This window comes from Roseicella aerolata (assembly GCF_020523605.1).
In the GTDB taxonomy this organism is placed as follows: Bacteria; Pseudomonadota; Alphaproteobacteria; order Acetobacterales; family Acetobacteraceae; genus Paracraurococcus; species Paracraurococcus aerolatus.
Map to the genome: position 1 here is coordinate 14,114 of NZ_JAJAQI010000056.1, position 17,356 is coordinate 31,469.

A 17,356-nucleotide genomic window follows, 5' to 3' on the forward strand; every position below is an offset into this window, starting at 1 on the left:
AGCCCCGCCGGGCCTCCCGTGCCGGTCAGAACGCCGCCTCCTCGAAGGCCCTGAGTGTCTCCCCACCCGCAAGGACCTTGGCGGCAAGCGATGACGTCTCCGGCAGGATGCGCTGCATGAAGAAGCGCGCCGTCGCCAGCTTGGCCCTGTAGAACGCGTCACCTTCGGCCCGCTGCAGCGCGATCTCCGCCATGCGCGCCCAGGCATAGGCGAGTGCGGTCAGGCCAAAGAGGCGGAGATAGTCGCTGGCCGCGGCGCCGGCCTCGAACGGGTCGCGCAGGCCGCGCTGCGCCACCTCGGCCGTCACCTGCTGCAGCCGCCCGAAAGCCTTGGAGAGCGGCAGGATGAACTCCTCCATCGCCGGCTCCTCCGAGGCCGCCTCGATGAAGGCGAGGACGGGGTGGAAGAAGCTGCGGAGATAGCGGCCGCCATGCGCGCCGAGCTTGCGGCCGACCAGATCAAGCGCCTGGATGCCGTTGGTGCCCTCATAGATCTGGGTGATGCGGACGTCGCGGGCGAATTGCTCCATGCCGTTCTCGCGGATGTAGCCATGGCCGCCCCAGACCTGCATGCCGAGCACCGCCGCCTCCCAGCCCGCATCGGTGAAGAGCGCCTTGATGATCGGCGTCATGAGCTGGACGAAGTCATCCGCATCCTGGCGCGCGACGGCATCGGGGTGGCGAAGCGAGACGTCATGTTGCAGCGCAGTGATGGCGAGGAGGGCGCGGCAGCCTTCCGTCATCGCGCGCATGGTCAGCAGCATGCGCCGCACATCCGGATGCACCAGGATGGGGTCGGCCGGGCTGTCGGGCGCCCGGGTGCCATCCAGCGCCCGGCCCTGCAGCCGCTCCCGCGCATAGGCGGCGGCATTCTGGTAGGCGACCTCGGCGATACCGAGGCCCTGCACGCCGACGCCGAGCCGGGCCTCGTTCATCATGGTGAACATGGCCGAGAGGCCCTTGTGCGGCCGGCCGACGAGCCAGCCCTTGGCATCCTCGAAGGCCATGGCGCAGGTCGAACTCGCCTTGATACCCATCTTCCGCTCGAGGCCGGTGCAGGTCACGCCGTTGCGCGCGCCCGGCCGGCCATCCTCCCCGGGCAGGAATTTCGGCACGACGAAGAGGCTGATGCCGCGGGTGCCGGGCGGCGCATCCGGCAGCTTGGCCAGCACGAGGTGGATGATGTTCTCCGCCAGGTCGTGTTCGCCGGCGCTGATGAAGATCTTCGATCCGGTGATGCCGTAGCTGCCGTCCCCGGCCGGGGCCGCCTTGGTGCGGATCAGGCCGAGATCGGTGCCGCAATGCGGCTCCGTGAGGCACATGGTGCCGGTCCATTCGCCGCTGCTCAGCTTCGGCAGGTAGAGCGCCTTCTGCTCCGGCGTCCCGTGCTTCGAAAGCGCCATGGTCGCGCCATGGGAGAGGCCGGGATAGAGGCTGAAGGAGAGGTTGGCGGAGCAGATCATCTCCTCCACCAGCATGCCGATGGAGCGCGACAGGCCCTGGCCGCCAAAGGCGGGGTCGGCGCCAAGGGCGGCCCAGCCGCCCTCGCAGAAACCGCGATAGGCCTCCGGGAATCCCTTCGGCGTGCGGACCGCGCCGTTCTCCAGGGTGCAGCCTTCCTCGTCGCCGCTGCGGTTGATGGGCAGCAGGACCTCGGTGCAGAATTTCGCCGCTTCCTCCAGCACCGGCCCGATCAGGTCTGGCCCGACCTCCTCGCAGCCCGGCAAGGCGCGCAGGCGTTCGCTGCCGGCGAGTTCGTCGAGGACGAAGCGCATATCGCGCAGCGGGGCGGAATAGAGGGTCATCGGAGGCTCTCCCGTTGCGTCGGTCCGGGTCCCTCCCGGTCATGCGTGGGTCCCGGTGCGACAGGCATACCAACCGGGCAGGGCAGGACATGGTGAGGCAGGGTGCTTCGCCGCCTGCCTAGTTCCGCAGGGGCCGACCCGTCTCGAGCATGTGCTCGACCCGGGCGAGGGTCGCCGGCGTCTTCAGCAGGGCCATGAAATGCCGGCGCTCCAGCGCGTGCAACTCGGTCTCGGTCGTCTCCTCGGTGTGGTCCTTGCGGCCGCCGGTCAGCGTCTCGGCCAGATGGTCGCAGACCACGACATCATGCGGCGTGGCACGGCCGAGGGCGACCTGCTGCTGCACGGCCATGGCCAGCGCGACGCGGCCGGAGGCGCCGGGCAGGCGCAGCGGCTTCACCTCGGGCGGCGCATAGCCCTCGGCCAGGGAGAGCGCCTTCGCCTTGGCATCGGCCAGGAGCCGGTCCGGGTTGAAGGTGATGCCGTCCGTCGGGCGCAGGAACAGCATTTCCCTGGCCTCGAAGGCGGATTTCGCCACCTGGGCGGTCGAGATCATCTCGAAAGCCTTGGCGACGGGCGGCATCGGGCCTTTCGGTGCGCGCGGGTTCTCCGCCCAGCGCCGCAGCATGGTGGTGCAGCCCCCCCAGCCGGGGATGAGGCCGACACCGGCCTCGACCAGGCCGATATAGCTCTCGGCATGCGCCTGGACTGCGTCGCAATGCAGCAGGATCTCGCAGCCGCCGCCGAGCGCCATGCCGGACGGCGCGCCGACCACCGGGAAGGGCGCATCGCGCAGGCTCCGCATGGCCTTCTGGCCCTGTTCGATCAGCCCCTCGATCTCGCCCCAGGCGGCGATATTGGCGGCGAAGAGCGCGAGCCCGATATTGGCGCCGACCGAGAACTGCTCGCCCTCATTATGGATGACGAGCGCCCTGAACCCGCCCTTCTTCCCCATCGCCACCGCCTTGCCGATCATCTCGACGGTGCCAAGGTCGATGGCATTCATCTTGGTGTGGAATTCGAGGCAGGCCACGCCATCCCCGATATCCCAGAGCGAGGCGCTGCCATTCCTCGCCAGCGGCTTGCTGCGGCGCCTGACGTCCGAGAGCAGCAGCACGCCCTCCGGCCGCGGGACGGCGTGGTAGGCGCCGTTCGTGCCGAAGCATTCCAGCCGGCCGTCCCGGACGCGATAGAAGCTCCCCTCCCCCACCGCCACGAGCAACGGCGGCACCGGGCGGCCGTCCTCGGCCAGGGCCTTCGCCAGCCAGGCCGCACCGAGCCTGTCGATCAGTTCGAAAGGTCCATAGGCCCAGTTGTAGCCGAGCCGCATGGCGGCATCGACATCGGCGATGCTGTCGGCAATCTCCGGCACCAGGGAGGCGGCATAGCCAAGGGTGTCCAGCAGCACGGCGCGCGTATAGCGGCCGCCGCGGTCCGGATGCTCGGCCAGCCCGCGCAGGTCGCGCAGGCCGAGGCTCTCCAACTGCGGCTTCTCGCTCTCGCGGTACTCGCCGGTCCAGAGATCGATGGCCCGCTTCAGCCTCTCGCCCCCCGGCCCCTTCTCCCGCGCATAGAAGCCGCCCTTCCCTTTCCGCCCCGTGCGGCCCTCGGCGATCATGCGCAGGATCACGTCATGCTCGCGCAGGCCCAGCACATAGGGGTCGTCCGCCGGCAGCGTCGCCTTCATGCTGGCCGCGACATGCGGCATCAGGTCGAGGCCGACCAGATCCAGCAGGCCGAAGACGCCGGTCTTCGGGATCCCGAGCGGCCGCCCCATCGCCGCATCCGCCTCCTCCACCGTGAGCTTCAGGTCGAAGGCGCGGTTGATGGCGGACTGCATCCAGAAGCCGCCGATGCGGTTGGCGATGAAGCCCGGCCGGTCCTTGCAGGGGATCACGCTCTTGCCGAGGGCGCGGTCGGCGAATTCGGTGATGGCCGCCGCGGCCTCGGCCCGCGCGGCCGGGCCGCGCACCACCTCCAGCAGGCGCATGTAGCGCGGCGGGTTGAAGAAATGGGTGATCAGGAAATCGGCGGCGAACTCCTCGCCCAGCCCCTCGGTCAGCGCCGCCAGCGGGATGGTCGAGGTATTGGAGGAGACGATCGAGCCCGGCTTCCGCACGCCCTGCAGCCTTGCGTAGAGGGCGCGCTTGGCCTCGGGCTGCTCGATGATCGCCTCGCAGATCCAGTCGCACTCGGCCAGCAGCGCCAGGTCGGCCTCCAGGTCACCGGGCGTCACCAGCCGCGCCGCACCCTTGTGCATGAAAGGCGCCGGTTCGGTCTTCAGCATCCGCTCGACAGCGCGCGCGGCGCCGCCCGGGAGGATGTCGAGCACCACCACCGGTACCCCGGCATTGGCCACCTGCGCCGCGATGCCGGCCCCCATCACGCCGGCGCCCACGACACCCACCTTGCGGATCGGCATCGCCGGCCTCGGATGCCCGGCCGGGGCGGTGGCGGACCGCAACTCGGTCTCCACCATGGGGGCGCCGGTCGTCAGCGACATCAAAGTGCCTCCAGCACTGTGGCGATGCCCTGGCCGCCGCCGATGCATTGCGTCGCCAGCGCATAGCGGCCGCCCTCGCGCTGCAGGATCTGCGCCGCCTTGCCGGTGATACGCGCGCCGGTCGCCCCGAGCGGATGACCGAGCGCGATGGCGCCGCCATCCCGGTTCACCTTGGCCTCGTCGATGCCGAGTTCCCGCATGCAGGCCAGCGCCTGGGAGGCGAAGGCCTCGTTCAGCTCCACCACGTCGAGGTCGCGCGCGCTGATGCCCGCCCGCGCCAGCGCCTTCTGCGAGGCGCCGACCGGCCCCATGCCCATCACCTCCGGCCCGCAGCCGGCGACCGCCACGGAATTCACCTTGGCCAGAGGCGTCAGGCCGTGCGACTTCGCATAGTCGGCCGAGCAGACCAGCAGCGCGACCGCGCCATCCGTCAGCGGGGAGGAGGTGCCGGCGGTGACGGTGCCGTCCTGCCGGAAGGCCGGCTTCAGCGCCGCCAGGCCCTCGGCCGTGGTGTCCGGCCGGATGCAGCCATCCTGCGCCACCCGCCTGCCATTCGCCTCGATCGGGACGATCTCGGCTTCCAGCCTTCCCTCCTGCTGCGCCGCTGCCGCCTTCCGCTGGCTGCGCACCGCGAAGGCCTCCTGGTCCTGCCGTGTCACCTGATGGAGCTTCGCCACATTCTCCGCCGTCTCGCCCATGGAGACGTAGGCCTGCGGGAAATCCTTCGCCAGGCCCGGATGCGGCATGGGGTTGAAGCCCATCATCGGCACGCGCGTCATGCTCTCCACGCCGGCGCAGAGGAAGGCCTCGCCGGCGCCCATGCGGATCGCGCCCGCCGCCTGGTGTACGGCCTGCATGGAGGAGCCGCAGAAGCGGTTCACCGTGGCGCCGGCCACGCTCTCGGGCAGGCCCGCGATGAAGGCGATCAGCTTCGCCGCGTTCAGCCCCTGCTCGCCCTCCGGAAAGGCGCAGCCCAGCACCAGGTCCTCAATGGTCGCGGGGTCGATCCTGGTATCGGCCACCAGCGCCCGGACCACCTGTGCCGCCATCTCGTCAGGCCGGATCTTCGTCAGCTCGCCCTTGTGCGCGAGGTGGAAGGGGGAGCGGCGATAGGCCGCGATCACCACATCGGTCATGCCCGAGTTCCTCTCCGTGCGGCGCAGCGCGCCGCGTCAGAATCCCTGTCGTTCCACCTCGGCCGGCACCGGAGCCTTCCCGGACAGCGCGGCCAGCGCCTCGCGCTCCACCGCCCGCAACTCACCGAGGGTCTGCTCCAGGTCGCGCCGCTGCTGCTCCAGCTCCGCGATCCGTTCCCGCGTGCGGGCCAGCAGCAGGGTGAGCTGGCTGTGCTGGCTGCGGTCGGCATCGTACAGGTCGAGGAACTCCCGGATCTCGGCCAGCGAGAAGCCGAGCCGCTTGCCGCGTAGCACCAGCATCAGCCGTGCGCGGTCGCGCCGGTCGAAGACCCGCGTGGTGCCGGCCCGGCGCGGCGCGATCAGCCCCTTCACCTCATAGAAGCGGATGGCACGCGGCGTGATGCCGAGCTGCTCCGCCAGCTGGTTAACGGTGAAGAGCTGCAGCGTCGCGGCTCCGTCCTCGGCCGCCATCTCAGGCCCCGTCCCGTTGCAGCAGCTCGGCCTTCAGCTCCTTCTTCGAGAGCTTGCCCACGGCGGTGCGCGGCAATTCCGGCCGGATTTCGATGAGCCGCGGCATCTCGATGGCCGAGAGCCGGGTTTTGAGGAAGTCACGCAACGCCTCCGGCGTCGCCGCGCTGCCGGGCTTCACCTGCACGAAGGCCGCCGGGCTCTCGCCCCGGTAGGGGTCGGGCTGGCCGACCACCGTCGCCGCGACCACATCCGGGTGGGCGTAGAGCGCCTCCTCGATCATCCGCGGATAGACGTTGAAGCCGGAGCAGATGATCAGGTCCTTGATGCGATCCACCAGCACCACATAGCCGTCCTCGTCCATGATGCCGACATCGCCGGTGCGCAGGAAGCCGTCGGGCCCGATGGCGGCCGCGGTTTCCTCCGGGCGGTTCCAATAGCCTGCCATGACATTGGGTCCGGCGACGCAGAGCTCCCCCTTCTCGCCCGGTGGCAGCACGCGCTGCGGGTCGTCCAGCGCCCGGATCTCGGCCCGGATGCCGGGCAGCGGCAGGCCGATGCTCCCCTCGCGCGGCGTGCCTTCCAGAGGGTTGCAGAAGCAGACCGGCGAGGCCTCGGTCAGGCCGTAGCCCTCCACCAGCCGGCAGCCGCTCTGGGCCTCGAAGGCCCGCTTCACCTCGGCCGGCAGCGCCGCGCCGCCGGAGATGCAGATCCGGACAGAGGCGAGGTCCTCCCGCGTCGCGCCATGATCCAGCACCGCCTTGAACAGGGTCGGCACGCCGTGGAAGATCGTCGGGCGGGTGCGGCGCAGCGCCGCGATCAGCATCTGCGGCTCGAAGCGCGGCAGCATCACCAGTTCCGCCCCCCAGCCGACCGAACTGCAAAGCACCGCGGTCAGCGCGAAGACGTGGAAGAAGGGCAGCACCGCCAGCGTGCGCTCCTCGCCGGGGCGGCATTGCGGCGACCAGGCCTGCACCTGGCGGAGATTGGCCGCCAGATTGGCATGGCTCAGCATGGCGCCCTTCGGCGTGCCGGTGGTCCCGCCGGTGTATTGCAGCACGGCGATATCCTCCGGCCGCGGCGTCGGCTGGGGGACCGGCGCATCGGCCAGCAACCCTGCCCAGCGCAGCACGCGTGGATGCCCGGCGGGGATGCGCCCGATCGCCTTCCGCTTGGCCAGGCGGAACAGCAGGTTCTTCGGGAAGGGCAGCGCCGAGGCGAAGGGACAGGCGACGACCTGCCGCACAGGGCCGTGGTCCAGCTGCCCGAGCACCCGACCGAGGACCGGCTCCAGGTCCGGCGCCACCATGATCTCCGTGCCGGAATCCTTCGCCTGCGCTGCCAGCTCGGCCGGCACGTAGAGCGGGTTGAAATTCACCACCGTCGCGCCGCAGCGCAGTGCGGCAAAGAAGGCGACGACATAGTGCGGCCCGTTCGGCAGGCAGAGCCCGATGCGCGTGCCGGGCCCGGCGCCGAGGCGCCGGAAACCTGCGGCGGCGCGGCCGACCAGCGCGCCGACCTGGCCATAGGTCCAGCGCCGCCCCATGAAGTCGAGACAGGGCCGTTCGGCGAAGCGGGCCACCGCGTCCTCGAAGACATCGACCAGGGTCGAGGGCGGGAGCGGCAGGTCCCAGGCGATACCCGCGGGATAGGCGCGCAGCCAGGGCCGTGCGGGACCTTCAGAAAGCGTGTCCATGCCGCTGGCCCTTCCTTAAAAGGCGAAGCGCAGCTGAGCGGTCAAAATGTCCACCGAAGCCCGGTAGGTGGCGTCCAGATTGCCGCGGAACAGATTCGTATTATTCGGCCCCGGGTCCCGCAGAGTCACGGTCGCGTCATCGACGAAGATGTGGGTGTAGGCGGCGCTCAGCGTGACGTTCCGGTGGATCTGGTAGCTGGCGCCGACGGAAAGCCAGTAGCGGTCGTTGTCCGGGATGCGCGGGGTGCGGTCGGCCTCGCGCACCGGGGTCTGGTCATAGGCGAAGCCGGCGCGCAGCGTCAGCGCCTCGCTCCAGCGATACTCGCCGCCGATGGAGAGGAAGACGCTGTCGCGCCACTTCTCCTCGGTGACCGAAGGGGCGCGGCCATTGTCGAAGGCCACGACGAGTTCGCGGAAGCGCGACCAGTTGGTCCATTCCAGCCCGGCGAGCAGCGTCCAGCGCGAGTCGATGCGCTGGCTCAGGCCAAGATGCAGCGTCTCCGGCGTCACCAGTTTCGACCGGGCACCCGTATTGGCGAAGCTGGGCGAGAGCGACAGCGGGAAAGGCACGCCTTCGAACGTCGCGTCGCCGGTGACCTCGTGGAAGACGGCGGAGCGGAAGGCGAGGCCGAGGCGCGTGCCGATCAGCGGCTCCCACTGCGCGCCCAACTGGAAGCCCAGGGCAGTGTCGGTGCCGCTGGCGGTGGACCGGCCGTCGCGCGTGCCGGGGACGAAGCCGGCCAGGCCCTGCGTGGCGCCGATGGCGCCGAAGTCGATGCCGCTCGACAGCCGGGCCGAGGCATACTGGATCTGCAGGCCGGCGCCGAGCGCGAGATTCGGCAGCACCTGCCAGGACAGGGCGGGCGTGATGTTGACGGTGCGGAGCGAGGAGGTCAGCGCGTGGTAGCGGGCGATGCTCTCCGCCGGGCTCTTGGTGACCAGCCCCCAGGGCGCGGTGATGCCGAGGCCGAAGCGCCAGGCAGGCGCCAGTTCGACCGTCGCGTAGGTGGCTGGCACGAAGGCATCGAGCGCGATGTCGCCGCCAAGCGTGCCGTTGATGCGGGAGCCGCCGAGCGCCGCATTGCGCGTGGCGGTGCCGGAGGTCGCCTCGCCGGCCGGGAAGATGCCGGAACCCACGATGGCACCCTGCATGCCCGGCAGCGAAGCCATGGCCGCCGGGTTGAAGAAGATCATGCTGGGATCGTCGTTGCGCGCCGCGGCGCCGGCAAAGGAGACGCCCTGGCCGACCGCGCTCTGCTCGCGCAGCTCATAACCGGTGGCCGCGGCAGTGCCAGCGAAAGATAGAACACCAAAGGCGAAACAAATGGGCTGCACACCCGGGATGCGCATGCTGTTTCTCCCTGCGCATGACCCGCGCCGCCTGGCGGGTGGACCGGCCTGGGCACTGACGCTCATGCTAGGTGACGTATAGGTCAGTTATTGCCTCTAAGCGGCATCACGACGGGTAGAGGGAGAAGAGTCGATGGCAGATGCGGAAGCCCTGATGGCGGCGATGCGGGAGAAGGCGGCGGTGCTGCGCCGGCTCGGCTACCGCATACGCTTCGATCTGACGGACACCGGCGAGAGCGTGCTGCTCGATGCCAGCGGGCCGGAGCCGGAGATCGGCCCGGCCAGCGAGGCGACGGAGGCCGACACGGTCCTGCGCCTCACGGCCGAGAACCTGAGCAAGCTGATGGCAGGCCGGCTGAGCCCGATGCTCGCCTTCTCCACGGGGCGCCTGCGCGTGGAGGGCTCCAAGGGCGTGGCGCTGAAGCTGGCGAGCCTGCTGGACGAGGAATAGGGCAGTCCCTGGGGGCCAGGCAGGTGCCGCCTGGATGCCCCCAGTCAGGCGGCGTAATCCGCTCAAGCGAAACAAGGCATTGGACCGTCGGGCGCGCGTCGCCGCGTGCGCCCGGCGCGCCGCGTCGTGGGTCTCAACCTTCGCTGGCATGGCGCGGCCATGCCGGACAGCGCGAATGTCCCCACGCCGCTCATTCACAGTTTGCCTTTGCAACTGTGGCAGATTGGATACGGCCTCGGACCAAGGGTTAGAAACCCAACCTCTGCGCGCATTGTATATTGTCTAACGTCTTCGTGATTCTCTAAGACGTGATGCGAGCACCGGCCTCGGCACCGCCGCGGTCACCAGACGAGGAGCCACGCATGACCTTTGTCCGCAGCCCGATGGCCACCAATCTCGCCGCCATCGCCCGCCAGGCACCGGCCCATGCCAGCCTCTCCGCCCACCCGGCCGCGACGCATGAGACGCTCGACACCGCCTATGATCCGGAACGCGGCGTCTACTGGTGCCGCCTGCGCCCGAACGGCCGCCCCTGCTTCAGCCCGGAACTGCTGCGCGACATCGCGGCCATGCATGCCGCCCTCCCCGATCTGTTCGCCGCCGACGCCCCCCTGCCCCCGCCGCGCTGGTTCGTCTGCGGCTCGGCCATTCCGGGAATCTTCAACCTGGGCGGCGATCTCGGCCTGTTCCGCGACCTCATCGCGGCCGGCGACCATGCCGGCCTGGTGCGCTACGGCCATGCGGCGGTGGAGGCGATCCACCGCAATCACACCGCGCTCGACCTGCCGATGATCACCGTCGCGCTCGTGCAGGGCGACGCGCTCGGCGGTGGCTTCGAATGCGCCCTCGCCCATGACCTCATCGTCGCGGAGCGCAGCGCGAAATTCGGCCTGCCGGAGGTGCTGTTCAACCTCTTCCCCGGCATGGGCGCCTACAGCTTCCTCTCCCGCCGCATCGGCCGCGCCGCGGCGGAGAGGCTCATCCTCTCCGGCACCATCCATACCGCGGAGGAGATGCACGCCATGGGTCTCGTCGACGTGCTGGCCGAGGATGGCGAGGGTGAGGCCGCGCTGCTCGCCCATCTCGACCGCAGCGCACGCTTCCACAATGCCCAGTCGGCCATGTACCGCGCCCGCCGCCGGGTGGACCCGGTGACGCTGCAGGAGCTGCGCGACGTGGTCGAGGTCTGGGCCGAGGCGGCGATGCGCCTCTCGCCGCAGGATCTCCGCCGCATGGCCCGGCTGACCGGAGCACAGGACCGCCGCATCGCCGCAGGCTGACGAGCGCGGTCGCAGCTTCCGGCGAGCCGGCCAGGAGGGTGCTCCGCCCTGCTGCGCCAATGCACCGGCCATACCTGCCACGCCCAAGGGCTCGAGCTCGGCTCTCGTCCTGCTGGCGGTGCCGGCCGGGCTGGCCGGACGATCCGATGACACCGCCGGAGTGGGCCCGCTCGGGGAGCGTCCGCTCCATGGAGCGCTGCCCCTGCAGCCCCCGGCGTGCCTCGCCCCGGCGCAGGACGCCGCGGATCCGCACCATCCGCCGGGACCTGGCCGCCGCAGCGCCAGGCACCGCGCGTCAGGACGCGCGATCCCGCACGGCGCCGACCCGCTCCAGTTCCTCCGCCAGCAGCGCCACCTGCCGCTGGCCGGCGACCGGCACCTCGGCCGCCGGCATCGCCTCGGCCGCGCTGCTCAGTGCGAAGACGCCGCGCGCGCCGATATTGGCCGCGCTGCTGCGGAGCGCATGCGCCGCCGCCCGGAAGCGCGCCGCGTCCCCGAGAGCCGCCGCAGCCTCCAGCGTCCGCAATGCCTCCCGCGCATCGGTCAGGAAATCCGCCCTCAGCTCGGCGACGAAGCGCGGGCCGCCCAGGGCGACCAGCTCCGCCGTGACCACGGGATCCAGCGCCGGCGCCTCGACGGGCTCGTGGCGCGGCGGCAGGCCGCCCGGCGCCCCCGTCGGCGGTGCAGCCCCGCCGTCCTGGCGCGGCGCATGGGCCGCGACGGCCGCGGCAAGCTGCGCCGGCTCGATCGGCTTGACCAGGCAGCCGTCCATCCCGGCTTCCCGGCAGCGCGCGGCCGCCTCCGGCGTCGCATCCGCGGTCAGGCCAAGGATCGGCAGGTGCGGCCGGCCGAGCGCGGCGAAGCGGTAGAGCTTGGTCGCGGTGACGCCATCCGTCCCCGGCATGTTGAGGTCCATCAGCACCAGGTCGAACCCGCCGGCCTCCATGGCGTCGAGCGCCTCCTCACCATCGGCCACCAGCGTGACCACATGGCCCTCGCGCTCCAGGATCTTCTGCACCACCAGCCGGTTCACCCGGTTGTCGTCGGCGACCAGGATGCGCATGGCCGCGCTGGCCGGGACGCGCGGGACGGGCGCGGCCGGCCGCGGCAGCAGGGCACGGGCAAGCGCGAGCGGCATGGCCCAATCCGCCGCGGTGGGCATGGCCGGGAGCATCCCGGCAACCCTGCGGCGGCGCAGGGGGTCCGGCAGGCCGGGTCCTGCCCCCTCGGCAAGGGCGAAGACCGGCCAGCCGGCCGCCGGGCCGGCGCCGCGCAGCGCCGCCGCCACCTCCTCGGGCGCCGGTAGGCTGCCCGGGGGGGCGCAGGCCAGCAGTTGCGCCGGCGGCGCCCCCGCCTGGGCGCCCCAGATCGCCGCGAAGGTCTCGGCCGCCACCACGCGCGGCACGGCGGCGACGCCGAGGGCGGCAAGCCCGGCCGCGACCGGCGCGGCCGCGGCGAGGTCGGGCGTCAGCAGCAGCGCCGGGAGTTCCGAGCCTGCCGCCGCCGGCAGCGGCGCGGGATCGCGCCGGGCCGGGATCGTCACATGGAAGGTGCTGCCCTCCCCTGGCCGGCTGCGCACCCCGATTTCGCCGCCGAGCAGCCCGGCCAGCCCCTTGCAGAGCGCGAGGCCGAGCCCGGTACCGCCGAAGCGCCCGGCGATGGTCTCGTCCGCCTGGGCGAAGCGCTCGAAGATGCGGGCCTGCGCCGCCTCCTCGATACCGATCCCGGTGTCGCTCACCTCCAGCCGGAGCAGCAGTGCGTTTCCCTCGCCCGGCTCGGCATCCAAGGCGATGGTGACGCTGCCGGCGGAGGTGAACTTCACCGCGTTGCCGCCGAGGTTCAGCAGGATGTCGCGCAGCGCCGCCGTGTCCGAGAGGATGCGGAGCGGCGTGCGCGGCGTGGCGTGCAGGCGCAGCGCCAGGCCCTTCTCCCGCGCCTGCGCCAGCAGCAGCCCGCGCATCTCGACAAGCAGCCCCGGCAGGTCGACACTCTCCGCCCGCATCGTCGTCGCCCCGGCCTCGATTCGCGATATGTCCAGCAACCCGTTGATCTGCCCGAGCAGCCCGCGTGCCGCACCGTCTATGGTGCGTGCCATCTCCTGCTGCTCGGCATCGAGCGACGTCTCCCGCAGCAGCCCGCCCATGCCGATGATGGCGTTGAGCGGCGTGCGCAGCTCATGGCTCACGCCCGCGAGGAAGCGGGTCTTCGCCTCGCTCGCCTGCTCCGCCGCCAGCCTTGCCTGTGACAGCTTGCGGATCAGCGTGCCGGCATAGAGGGCGAGGATGACCGGCCCGATCAGCAGCCCGACCGCCAGTTGCGGCAGCGCCTGCCAGAAGGGCGTGGTCAGCGCCACCGTCCCGAAGCCGAGGACGAAGGCTGTCATGCCGGCCAGCAGCCAGCGCGTCCCGAAGCGGAAGCCGTTGCCGAGCGCGATCCAGAGATAGACGGGAAAGAAGGGCGCGGCCCAGGCGCCGCCGAAATGCAGGAACCAGGAGAGGCTGCCGATATCGGCCAGCAGCGCGAAGACGCGGCGCGAGGTGCTCGGCGCCGGCCGCAGCCGGATATGCAGGATGATGAGGACGGCGCAGGCACTCCAGACCGCCAGCATGCGCAGGCCCTCGGCCAGGATCGGCGCGCCCAGCGTCGGCAGGTAGAGCGCGAAGACACCGGCGAAGAGCAGCCGGTTGACGCTCATTTCCTGTTCCGAGCCGATCTCGCCGCGGCGGACCCGACGCAGCGCCGCGGCGATCCCGGATGGGCGTGGCCCCGCCGGGCCGCGGGACCGGTGGCTCGCCGCCGCCGCCTCATGGCGGTCCCGCGGTCCAGCCTGAACACCCCCCTTGCGCGGCTCCGCCGTGGCGTTGTGTTTGCGCGGCTCCGCCGTGGCGTTGTGTTTGCGCGGCTCCGCCGTGGCGTCGTGTTTGTGCGGCTCCGCCGTGGCGTCGTGTTTGTGCGGCTCCGCCGTGGCGTCGTGTTTGTGCGGCTCCGCCGCGGGGCTCACCGCTCCGGCTCCGGCCCCAGCGGTATGGAGGTGGTGATCACGGCGGTGATCTCGCCCGAGGAGTCCCGCAGCGGGGCCTTGCTGGTCAGCAACTCCCCCGCCGTCCCCGCCTCCCGGTAGGGCGGCAGCGGGGTGCCGCTGGCGAGCACCGCGAGATCGCCGGCACGGCTCCGCTCCCCGCGCCCGGGACCGAGCAGCAGCGTCGGGCGGGCGCCCACCAGCTCCGCCGGCCGGGCGCCGAGCGCCGCGGCGAAGGCGGCGTTGGCGTAGATGCAGCGACCTTCCCGGTCGGTCGCGCTGACCTGGGCGGGGAGGCTGTCGAGGATGCGGGCGAGGCCCTCGGCGCTCTGCGCCGGCAGGGGGTCGGGGGAGAGAGGGCGCGGCGGTTGCTCCGCAAGCCCCTGGGCCGCTGGCCGCCGGCCGAGCGCGAGCAGGTTGCGCGCCCGCGTGACCAGCTCGAAATGGTCGATCGGGCTCTGCAGGAAGTCGGTCGCGCCGGCATCCAGGGCGCGGACGCGAAAGCTGCGGTCATCATGCGCGGTGACGACCAGCACGGGCACCGTGGCGCCGCCCGGCAGGGCGCGGAAACGGCGGGTGAACTCGGCACCGTCCATGCCCGGCATCTTGAAGTCGGTGATGACGAGGTCGACCCGGTTGCCCTCAAGCCATTCCAGCGCATCGGCCGAATCGCCGAATACCTCGACAGACACGTTGTCCTCAATGACCGAGGCCAGCCGCGCATAGATGCTGCGGTTGGTGGCGCGGTCATCGAGGATCAGGATCATCGCCATGATGGGGCCTCAGGCTCGGCGGCCGCTTTCCCCCCGCGCGACGACACGCGCGAGCGGCAGTTCGATAAGGCAGACCAGGCCGGTCGGTTGCCAGTCGAAGGCGACTTCGCCGCCGAGCTGGTCATGGATGGTCGTCCGGATGACGCGGGAACCGAAGCCTCGCCCGGCGGGGGGGCCGGCCACCGGCGGACCGCCCGCCTCCGCCCAACGCAGCCGCAGCCGGTCGGCCGTGGAGTCGATGCTCCAGCTCAGGTCGAGCGCGCCGCCCGGCAGCGAAAGGCTGCCATACTTGGCCGAGTTGGTGGCAAGCTCGTGCAGGGTCATCGAAAGCGGCTGCGCCGCCATCGGCGCCACCGTCAGCGCCGGCCCGTCGAAGGTGACCCGGGTGCTGCCGGCGGAACCGAGGAAGGGATCGAGCTCGCCACGCAGCATGGCGGTGAGGTCGGCGCCCATCCAGCGGCTCTCGGTCAGCAGGGTCTGGGCACGAGCGAGCGCCGCAACCCGCCCCTCGATGGCCCGGCCGAAGGCTTCCGGACTGTCCGCCCGGGTCAGCCGCAGCACGGCCTGCACTACGGCGAGCGCGTTCTTGGCGCGGTGATCGACCTCCCGCATCAGCAGGGATTGCCGTTCCTCGGCCTCCTTGCGGGCGGTGAAGTCCATATGGACGCCGAGGATCGGGCCGAGCCGGCCGGCCGGCCCGGGCATGCGCCGGCCGCGGCCGAGCAGCCAGCGGACATCCTCCCCGCCATCGCGGCCGGGGCGAAGGATGCGGAACTCGGCTTCGTACTCGCCGCTTTCCAGCGCCCGCCAGGCACTCGCCCGGACCGCGGCGCGGTCCTCCGGGTGGACCAGGGCAAGAAAGCCCTCCAGCGTCTCGGGCACCGTGCCGCCGGGCGGGCCGAGGAGCACGGAGTGCTCGGGCGACCAGACGAAGCTGTCGGCCTCCGGGTCCCATTCCCAGGTGCCGAATCCGGCAACCTCCTGCGCCAGGCGCAGCCGCGCCTCCCCGGCCCGCAGCGCCGCCTCGGCTGCCTTCAGCGCCGTGGCATCCGCATGGACCTCCACCACCGCGCCGGCCTCGCCGGCATCCTGGCGCAGGATCCAATGGGCGGCGACCACCACGGCCTCACCGCCGCGACGGCGGTGGCGGAGCTCGCCCTGCCATTCCCCTTCCGCAAGCAGCAGATCCTGCGCGGCGCGCCGGCCGCCATCCGGAAAACGGGTCCCGAGCAATTCATGCGCCCGCTGGCCGATCGCCTCCGCAGCGGGGAAGCCGAACAGCCGCTCGCAGCCCGCCGACCAGTGCCGGATCGTCCCATCGGCGTCGCGCAGGATGACGGCGCTCACATCGAAGGCGTGCGACAGGTCGGCCACCATGCGCAGCCGGTCCTCCAGCGCCGCCTTCTCCCGCTGCAGGACCTTCTCCCGGTTGCGGGCGCGCCGCAGCAGCGTCGCGCCAAGAAGGGCGGGAATGGCAAGGCCGATCCCAAGGGCCGGCAAGGGCTCGCGCACGGCCTCCCAAAACCCGGCCTGCCCGGCCCCGAACGGCCCGGCGATCAAGGCAGCCAGCACGACACTCAGCCCGACCGCCGCGAGAAGGAGCAGCGGCATCCGCAGGGCCGGCGCAAGGAGCAGTTCCGGCGACAGCAAGGGTGGGGCGGACCGGAGAACGCCAAGACGTCCAGTTGCACGCCAGGGGCTGGACATGGAGCCTCCGGAAGGGGGTAAGCGCCGTGCCCAGGGGCGTACGGCACCGAGCCCAAAGGCCGATTCCGGCGCAACCGGCCACGGCTTGGCCGAGCGAACACCGGCACACATCGCATGTTCGTGTACAATACTCAATCACAAAAGCCGCGATGGGGCCGAACGATATCGATATCGTTCCAAATGCCGCAGGTGCATGCGTTGGGCGCCCGCTGACTGTCCGAGCAGCCGTCTGGCGGGCCGCGCGCGCAAATGGGGTGCAGGCGCGGAGCTTCGGTGCGCGGACCTCTCCTCCCCCGGGCGGGGTCAGGCCACACGCGATGCGGGAGGGGCGGAGCGGGCGGATCCTGCGCGCCCGTCCGGGCCGGCGCAGGCCTGCCGCGGGCTGGATGCGATCGGCCCGGCCCGGCAACGGGCCGGGCCGGGCGCGGCGATCAGCGGGTGATGACGTCGATATTCGCAGCCGTCTGCGCCAGCGGCAGGACCAGCTGGATGAACTTCAGCAGGTCGGTGCTCGGCGCGTTGGAGACGAAGATCAGGTCGTTGTGGCGCATCGGGAAGCGCTGCGAGAGGAACAGCATGCTGGGGTTCAGCAGGTCCGCGCGGTAGACCGTCGGCACCTCCTCGCCCGCGAACTCCGCCGTCCGGATGCCGAGGCGGTCGAGGGTCCGGCGCCGCTCGAAGCGGAACAGGAACACCGCGCTCGGGTTTGCGCGGTCATCCTGCAAGCCGCCGGCCCGGGCGATCGCATCGGCCAGGCTCAGGTTGCGGTCCTCGAAGGGAAAGCGACGGTTGAGCTGGGTGATGCTGGCGGTCTGCCCGACCGCGCCGATTGCCAGGAAGTAGCGCTGCTGGCGGGCCACCACCACGGTGTCGCCCGGGACCAGTTGGATGTTCAGCCGGGGGTCCGCCACGATATCCGCCATGAGGGCGGATTCCGAGATGCCGTCGCGCTGCAGCGTGACCAGCGTCTCATGCGGCGCAAAGCGGGTGCCGCCCGCACGCGCGATGGCGGCCAGGAGGCGCTCCCCGCCCGGGTCGAGCGGGAAGCGAAGGTGTTGATTGCCACTGAGAGCTGACCCGGTTTGGGGTTAAGTTGCCACTGAGAGTTGACCCATGTTCGGACGCTAGCCTCGGGCCTTTGGTCGGGGGCGGTGGGAGTGTTGGACATGGCG

The 17,356-nt window shown here is 71.4% G+C and carries 12 protein-coding genes; 2 read left to right on the plus strand and 10 right to left on the minus strand.

The features are described 5' to 3' along the window. Positions 1-25: 25 nt before the first annotated feature. From LHA35_RS24490 to LHA35_RS24515, 6 genes are all read right to left on the minus strand, one after another. A complete protein-coding gene (locus LHA35_RS24490; RefSeq protein WP_226613463.1) occupies positions 26-1,804 on the minus strand; it encodes an acyl-CoA dehydrogenase C-terminal domain-containing protein in 1,779 nt (592 codons plus the stop codon). Positions 1,805-1,922: 118 nt separating this feature from the next. Then, positions 1,923-4,304, minus strand: coding sequence for a 3-hydroxyacyl-CoA dehydrogenase NAD-binding domain-containing protein (locus LHA35_RS24495; protein ID WP_456316094.1), 2,382 nt, complete (start codon positions 4,302-4,304; stop codon positions 1,923-1,925). After that, on the minus strand, positions 4,304-5,440 hold the full coding sequence (locus LHA35_RS24500) for a thiolase family protein (protein WP_226613465.1): 1,137 nt from the start codon (positions 5,438-5,440) through the stop codon (positions 4,304-4,306). Before LHA35_RS24500 ends, LHA35_RS24495 begins: the two co-directional genes overlap by 1 nt. A gap of 36 nt (positions 5,441-5,476) precedes the next feature. Next, positions 5,477-5,911, minus strand: coding sequence for a MerR family transcriptional regulator (locus LHA35_RS24505; protein ID WP_226613466.1), 435 nt, complete (start codon positions 5,909-5,911; stop codon positions 5,477-5,479). A 1-nt stretch (position 5,912) separates the two neighbouring features. Then, positions 5,913-7,604 (minus strand): long-chain-fatty-acid--CoA ligase, encoded by a 1,692-nt coding sequence (locus LHA35_RS24510; RefSeq protein WP_226613468.1) that lies wholly within the window; start codon positions 7,602-7,604, stop codon positions 5,913-5,915. A 15-nt stretch (positions 7,605-7,619) separates the two neighbouring features. Then, a complete protein-coding gene (locus LHA35_RS24515) occupies positions 7,620-8,954 on the minus strand; it encodes an OmpP1/FadL family transporter (protein ID WP_226613470.1) in 1,335 nt (444 codons plus the stop codon). A 133-nt stretch (positions 8,955-9,087) separates the two neighbouring features. Between LHA35_RS24515 and LHA35_RS24520 the strand changes: the two genes are divergently transcribed. Both LHA35_RS24520 and LHA35_RS24525 read left to right on the plus strand, forming a co-directional pair. After that, positions 9,088-9,405 (plus strand): SCP2 sterol-binding domain-containing protein, encoded by a 318-nt coding sequence (locus LHA35_RS24520; RefSeq protein WP_226613471.1) that lies wholly within the window; start codon positions 9,088-9,090, stop codon positions 9,403-9,405. A gap of 362 nt (positions 9,406-9,767) precedes the next feature. Then, on the plus strand, positions 9,768-10,685 hold the full coding sequence (locus LHA35_RS24525; protein ID WP_226613473.1) for a crotonase/enoyl-CoA hydratase family protein: 918 nt from the start codon (positions 9,768-9,770) through the stop codon (positions 10,683-10,685). 295 nt (positions 10,686-10,980) lie between these two features. On the opposite strand, the gene LHA35_RS24530 is transcribed toward LHA35_RS24525, so the two are convergent. The 4 genes from LHA35_RS24530 to LHA35_RS24545 all read right to left on the minus strand — a co-directional run bounded on the left by LHA35_RS24530 (position 10,981) and on the right by LHA35_RS24545 (position 17,107). Next, positions 10,981-13,686 carry a response regulator gene (locus tag LHA35_RS24530; protein WP_226613474.1) on the minus strand — a complete coding sequence of 902 codons (2,706 nt, stop codon included), beginning with the start codon at positions 13,684-13,686 and terminating at the stop codon, positions 10,981-10,983. Then, on the minus strand, positions 13,683-14,477 hold the full coding sequence (locus LHA35_RS24535) for a response regulator (RefSeq protein WP_226613476.1): 795 nt from the start codon (positions 14,475-14,477) through the stop codon (positions 13,683-13,685). The genes LHA35_RS24530 and LHA35_RS24535 overlap by 4 nt, the downstream gene beginning before the upstream one ends. A 9-nt stretch (positions 14,478-14,486) precedes the next feature. After that, positions 14,487-16,088: an HWE histidine kinase domain-containing protein gene (locus tag LHA35_RS24540; protein WP_226613478.1), complete on the minus strand. Its 1,602-nt coding sequence runs from the start codon at positions 16,086-16,088 to the stop codon at positions 14,487-14,489. Between the two features lie 527 nt (positions 16,089-16,615). Then, positions 16,616-17,107 carry a hypothetical protein gene (locus LHA35_RS24545; protein ID WP_226613480.1) on the minus strand — a complete coding sequence of 164 codons (492 nt, stop codon included), beginning with the start codon at positions 17,105-17,107 and terminating at the stop codon, positions 16,616-16,618. Between the last annotated feature and the right edge of the window lie 249 nt (positions 17,108-17,356).

What these genes read in the sequence shown, in the direction of transcription:
- LHA35_RS24520 (WP_226613471.1), top strand. Translation starts at nt 9,088, where the DNA reads ATGGCAGATGCGGAAGCCCTGATGGCGGCGATGCGGGAGAAGGCGGCG.
- LHA35_RS24515 (WP_226613470.1), bottom strand. Translation starts at nt 8,954, where the DNA reads ATGCGCATCCCGGGTGTGCAGCCCATTTGTTTCGCCTTTGGTGTTCTA.
- LHA35_RS24490 (WP_226613463.1), bottom strand. Translation starts at nt 1,804, where the DNA reads ATGACCCTCTATTCCGCCCCGCTGCGCGATATGCGCTTCGTCCTCGAC.
- LHA35_RS24505 (WP_226613466.1), bottom strand. Translation starts at nt 5,911, where the DNA reads ATGGCGGCCGAGGACGGAGCCGCGACGCTGCAGCTCTTCACCGTTAAC.
- LHA35_RS24495 (WP_456316094.1), bottom strand. Translation starts at nt 4,304, where the DNA reads ATGTCGCTGACGACCGGCGCCCCCATGGTGGAGACCGAGTTGCGGTCC.
- LHA35_RS24545 (WP_226613480.1), bottom strand. Translation starts at nt 17,107, where the DNA reads ATGGCGGATATCGTGGCGGACCCCCGGCTGAACATCCAACTGGTCCCG.
- LHA35_RS24525 (WP_226613473.1), top strand. Translation starts at nt 9,768, where the DNA reads ATGACCTTTGTCCGCAGCCCGATGGCCACCAATCTCGCCGCCATCGCC.
- LHA35_RS24540 (WP_226613478.1), bottom strand. Translation starts at nt 16,088, where the DNA reads ATGCCGCTGCTCCTTCTCGCGGCGGTCGGGCTGAGTGTCGTGCTGGCT.
- LHA35_RS24535 (WP_226613476.1), bottom strand. Translation starts at nt 14,477, where the DNA reads ATGGCGATGATCCTGATCCTCGATGACCGCGCCACCAACCGCAGCATC.
- LHA35_RS24510 (WP_226613468.1), bottom strand. Translation starts at nt 7,604, where the DNA reads ATGGACACGCTTTCTGAAGGTCCCGCACGGCCCTGGCTGCGCGCCTAT.
- LHA35_RS24500 (WP_226613465.1), bottom strand. Translation starts at nt 5,440, where the DNA reads ATGACCGATGTGGTGATCGCGGCCTATCGCCGCTCCCCCTTCCACCTC.